The sequence below is a fragment of the Flavobacterium aeripolare genome (assembly GCF_013294025.1).
GTDB lineage: Bacteria > Bacteroidota > Bacteroidia > Flavobacteriales > Flavobacteriaceae > Flavobacterium.
This window is the reverse complement of the sequence record NZ_JABSNL010000024.1, coordinates 1-5,482: the sequence shown is the minus strand read 5'-3', so window position 1 is coordinate 5,482 and position 5,482 is coordinate 1. Positions and strand designations below refer to the sequence as shown.

Sequence of the window (5,482 nt, the reverse complement as noted above, 5' to 3'; positions counted from 1 at the left end):
ACAGATTACATATATTATTTTTTTCATTTCAAATTATAATTATTTTCTGTTAAATTTTTGAATTCTCCTGTTTCGTGGCAATGTTTCTGCCAACGGTTCGCGGCTTGCAGAAGTGGCGAACTTCGTAACCGATTATTTTCGGCTAAGATAAAATTTGTTGCGAAAGATAAACGTGAATTTACCACATATTTCGCCATTTTTGCAAACCGCTGTTGTGCGTTCGTACTTTTATTTATTCCGTTTATAAAATTCTTCTTTCACGTATTTTTTTGCTCCAAGTTGTCCTTCGTCAATTAAGAAATAGTAATCTACAATTGTTGGCCTTATATTTCTATTTAAAGAATATTCTTGTATTACTCTAACTGCTTTTCTAAAGTTTTTGTCTCCAGTTTTTTCATCTACAAATTGTAGTTTTGCAGCAACTTTCATTACTACTAAATCAGGTTTAACACAATCGTAACCGCTTTCTAATAAGAAATGCAACAACGAAGTTGTTGATTGAAAAAAAGGAATTTTAATTTCTATTAATGTTTTTTGCAATTTGTTAAAACCGCTCCAAAAGTTTTCAATATCAGTTTCTGTTTTGATTTCTTTCGGAATATTTATTTCATTCAACAATTTATGAAATGAGCCGATTTTTTTTATTTTTCTTGCTAAAGTTACAATATGGAATAATTTTCCTTGTTGTCTTATTCCTTTTATACTTTCCCAAAAGTCATCTGCAATATCGCAAGGATTTAGTTTTATAACTTTTTCAATTTCAAAATTTTCAAAAGCTTTGTCATAATTTCCAGATTTCAAAATTTGTTCAACTAATTCAGAATTTGCATTTTGACTATATGCAATTAAATAAGCAAAAGTTTTTAGGATTTCATTATCATTCTTAAAATCAGAAACGATTTTATTTTGTCTTCTGTCTTTTTCAATTACAAAGCTTGGTTCGTTCTTATAGTTGTCAATTGTTTCAATCAACAAATCTATTTTTCTGTATAAAATTTCCTTTTCTTCCATTTCTTTTCGTGTCGCAATAGTATGACGCACAACGTCTCGCGGCTTGCGGAAGTGGCGAACTTCGTGACCGATTATTTTCGGCTAAGATAAAAATTATTGCGGAAGATAAACGTGAATTAACCACATATCTCGCCATTTTTGCAAACCGCTGTTATAGGGCGTATTTTTTGACACAACGTTTATCCATTTCCAAAAGCGATTAAGTTCTGCTAAACGCTTCTATATTAAAAAGCGTAAGCGAAGCGACGCCTTAAAAAGTTCCAGGTTAAACTCAAATTTATAAATTCTAAACTTTTACAATTGACTTAGTTCGGTTTTGCGTTTCCATACTTGCAATTTCGAACTGCGGATGCGAAGCGGCGCAGTGTATAGATTCCAAAATTGACGAAATAATCCGTTATAGTTTTCGATTAAGTTCTTAAAAACTTTAAAAAGCAGGAGTAAAGTAGATTATAAATTTTCAAAAAAATAAAAAGAAATAGTCAAAAATGATAAAAAAAAACAAAAAAACTTTAAAAAAAAAGAAGAGGCGTGAAGCAGATTATAAACTTTCAAAAAAAATTAAAAGAAAAAGTCAAAAATGATAAAAAAAAGCTTTAAAAAAAAAGAAGAGGAGTGAAGCAGATAAAACGCTTTAAAAAAATAAAAAATTCGTAAAAAACAGCAGAAAAACAATATTGATTAGTTGCTATAAAGTTCTGATTTTCACGCCGCGAATATGCCCTATAACGTCCTGTCGCTTGTAGCCGTTTGCGGCTTAATAACTGAGTACTTTCGGCTACTACAGAAGTACTTAAAAAACGAAAATATTAATTATAAACCGAATCCGCAAATTGATACAAACGACTGTTAGCATTGGTGCGGGTTTTTAAACTAAAAAACATGATGACAATTCATTTTAAAAACGGAACAACATTAAAAGTATTACAAGAAACTGCCGAAATATTAAAAAAGAACATAACAAAAGGTTGTTCCGATTTTCAAATATTTAGCGACCAAGACGGTAAAGTTTTTCTTTTCATAAAATTAAGCGAGATAGTTTTTATTGAATAATTTCTTATAAAACGAAATCGTAGCATAGATGCTAACGTTTCGCTGCTTTGAGATGGCTGGAAGTTCGTAACCGTTCAACTTTCGGCTTAACGAAAACTTGATGCGAAACGGTAATTCCACTAGATTCCAGCTATATCAAAACAGCTGTTAGTTGCTGTATTTTTCTGCAATTTTAGTGAATAAATATTCCGTAAAGTCTTTTGATTTTGCAATATTTATCAAATTTGTTCCTTCGTTTTCTTTTAAAAAACTTTCTACATTTGAATTTAAAAATATTATTGATTCATCAAAAATATTTTGGTCTAAAAGATTAAGGTTTAAGGTTGTTAATTCGTCAAAATTTACATTTCTTTTTTTGAAATAAGTTTTTACTAAAATACAACATAAATGAAGTTTGAAATTTGATGTTTTTGATTTTATCGATATATCATTATGTTTAAGCCAAAAATTATGTGTTTTTGAATTGATCAAACAAGAATTTAAATAAGCTTTAAAATTCTTATTCTCATCAAATATTCGTTTATAATTGATTTCATTTTTTATTAATGTAGTAGGATTAGATCTTGCAGAATGTGGATTATCAAAAATTATAGATTCGATTGATTGTGCTGTAGCTTGAATACTGAATATTTTAGTAGCAGGTTTTCCCTGATTTTTATAATAATTTTTTCGTCTATCATAATAATAGCCTTCGTTTTGAAAAAAGAGTTCTAAATTTCTTTGAATTGGCTCGGTAGCTCTTAATAATGTTGGAGAAACTGGATTTTGACTATTTGTAGAAGCAATTATATTGTCTGTTGTTTCTTTGTTGTTGTTAATAATAACTTTAACCAAAACAGATCTATTGTCATTTTCATCTCCATCGTGATTGTTGAAAATTGAATACGAAGTCTGCAAGCCATTAACTATTTGAATATTTTCAATTGATAATTTTTTTCCAACTTCTTTTGGTTCTTCTGCAATTATTGTAATACCATTATTTAACCACCAAAAGTCTTCTTCGGTTGTGTTTTCAACAGTATTTTTTATTTTTTTGTTTACATCAACTAAACCTTGAAAATGTCTAATGTTACTTTCAAAAAGATCATCTCTAATTTCTCCACAGTCTGATTTTAAAAATTCTTTGTAGTTAGCAAGTTTAACGGTTCCTATATAGCCGATTCCATTATTATTAAATTCAGTAGTCAATGGTCTATCTTTAAATTCTATAGATAATCTATTTGATTTTTGCTTTTGATATAATTCTAATAATTCTTTACTACTAAATGTCGCAAATTGAATTTCTTTAATTGATAAAACTTTTTTGGTAATATCTATTAATTGATCAACCTTTTGTTTGAATACTTGATTTACTTGAACTTCAACAGCATTTGCAACATAAATATATTCTAAAGTAATACTACCACCACTTATTGCCGTTTTTTTCCACGCCTCAATTAAAATTAATGTACGTGCAATAACATCAGAATTAAACCTACTCAATAAAGCAGTTTCATTTTTTTCAAGATCCAAAAGTATTGGAATAGTTGTAATAAGTTTGTCTATGGGATTCTCCTTAAATGAATTTTCTTTTTTGCATTGAGTAATTATAAATTTTGTGTTTGTTTTGTTAGAAAAAGTATATTGTTCAACGTCATCAATACTTTCAATGAATTCATCATCTATAAATACCATTATTGAATCAATTCCACCATCATTTCCTCCGTCAACAATAGAGTCAACAATATTTTCAAATGTGATGTTTTTATCTTTATGGATTTGTGAAAGTGAGAATAATTCAAAAACTTCACTTTCGTTTAATTCTATTTCGTTTGATTCTTTAAATATTTTAATACAACCTTCTAATATGATCTTGTTATTACTCATTGTTAATTTTTTCTTGTTTTTTCGTTTTTTTTTGGTAATATAGCAACTAACGTGTCGCGGCTTGCAGAAGTGGCGAACTTCGTAACCGTTTATTTTCGGCTAAGATAAAATTTCTTGCGAAAGATAATCGTGATTTTACCACATATTTCGCCATTTATGCAAACCGCTGTTGGGCGACGTACTTTCTTATTTATCATTTTTATTTAACCAATCTGCAATATCATTAAAAGTTGCTTGTACAACTAACCACGATATTTTACAAGTATCAATATCAGGATTTGTTTTCAAAACAAGTTGTTGATACGGATGTATTATATTTCTAAAATCTTTTAGGGCGTGACTGAATTTTTTGACATCTAATTGAATCCAACCAATTTCGTGAGCAACGTCAATCATATCATTTAAACTCCATTCTGAAAAGTTTTTTACTTTTTCATCTTTTCTCGGCGCGCTTTTCGCTTGGTTTACTAACTGTGGTTTCTTTTGCATTATTCCTAAAAGAAAACCTTCTAACATACTTCCCATCATTATTACCGCACTTACCGTTGCATTAACCTTTATACAACTTTCAACTTCAATCCAACGTTTTTGTAAAATTTCAGCGAGTCCAAATTCAAGATTTAATTTGTCAAAATTTGGTGGAGGAAGAGGTTTTAGTTCTCTTTCTTCTGTTTTTTCTGAAAAGTTATAATTTGGAGCCTGTTTGATTAATTTCGGTTCAATATTTTCAATTATTACTTTTAAACTTTCAACTGCTAAAATTTCATTCATTGTAATAAGAGCAAGTTTAATTTGCTCTCTATCTCCACCGTATAATTTTGGCGATACTAATCTTAAAATTACTTTTTGTAAATCAGTTCCATTGAGATTAGAAATAATTTCTTGAGCCCATTTATTTCTCGATGAACCATCGTGTGTTGCGTTAATTCCAATTTCTTGAAAAAACCTTGTTAGAAAAAATGAACTTCTGTAAATTGGATATTTTTTTTTTTCGTCTCCGCAAATGAATTCTCCAATTTTATTTTTTGTAGTACTGTCCATTAAATCTCTATTTTTCTGTATTTCAGTTCTTTATTTACGATTTTTGGTAGTATGTCGCCCAACGTGTCGCGGCTTGCAGAAGTGGCGAACTTCGTAACCGATTATTTTCGGCTAAGATAAAATTTCTTGCGAAAGATAAACGTGAATTTACCACATATCTCGCCATTTTTGCAAACCGCTGTTGTGCGTTCGTTTTTTCTTTTTCCGCTATTCTTTTGTCCAATTTATTATTTGGTTTTTGAAACTTTCAAGTTTTACAATGTAATAAGTTGAAAATAAAATTATCCAAGTTATAAAAACTAAAAACATTCCAAGTAAATTTAGTCCATTTTCTTTATTTTCCGAATATATACTTAATATTCCGAATAAAATTGTTCCGACAAAATTATAAATAAAAGCTTTTTTTAAACTCATTTCTGTTTTGACCCCTATAAAACAAGAGTATTATTCTAAATTTCGATTATTAATTATGCTGTTAATTTTTCCATTAAAATTAGATGTTTATCCTGGT

General features: G+C 28.9%; 4 protein-coding genes. 1 reads left to right on the top strand and 3 read right to left on the bottom strand.

All coding sequences use genetic code 11. The annotated features are described in order from the left end of the window. Positions 1-228: 228 nt before the first annotated feature. Positions 229-1,011 (bottom strand): DNA-3-methyladenine glycosylase I, encoded by a 783-nt coding sequence (locus HNQ00_RS16155; RefSeq protein ID WP_173839539.1) that lies wholly within the window; start codon positions 1,009-1,011, stop codon positions 229-231. 882 nt (positions 1,012-1,893) lie between these two features. On the opposite strand from HNQ00_RS16155, the gene HNQ00_RS16150 reads away from it, so the two are divergent. After that, positions 1,894-2,064: a hypothetical protein gene (locus HNQ00_RS16150; protein ID WP_173839538.1), complete on the top strand. Its 171-nt coding sequence runs from the start codon at positions 1,894-1,896 to the stop codon at positions 2,062-2,064. A gap of 147 nt (positions 2,065-2,211) precedes the next feature. On the opposite strand, the gene HNQ00_RS16145 is transcribed toward HNQ00_RS16150, so the two are convergent. Both HNQ00_RS16145 and HNQ00_RS16140 read right to left on the bottom strand, forming a co-directional pair. Continuing rightward, on the bottom strand, positions 2,212-3,930 hold the full coding sequence (locus HNQ00_RS16145; RefSeq protein WP_173839537.1) for an AIPR family protein: 1,719 nt from the start codon (positions 3,928-3,930) through the stop codon (positions 2,212-2,214). A gap of 186 nt (positions 3,931-4,116) precedes the next feature. Further along, complete coding sequence (locus HNQ00_RS16140) at positions 4,117-4,971, bottom strand: hypothetical protein (RefSeq protein ID WP_173839536.1); 855 nt, start codon at positions 4,969-4,971, stop codon at positions 4,117-4,119. Positions 4,972-5,482: the final 511 nt, after the last annotated feature.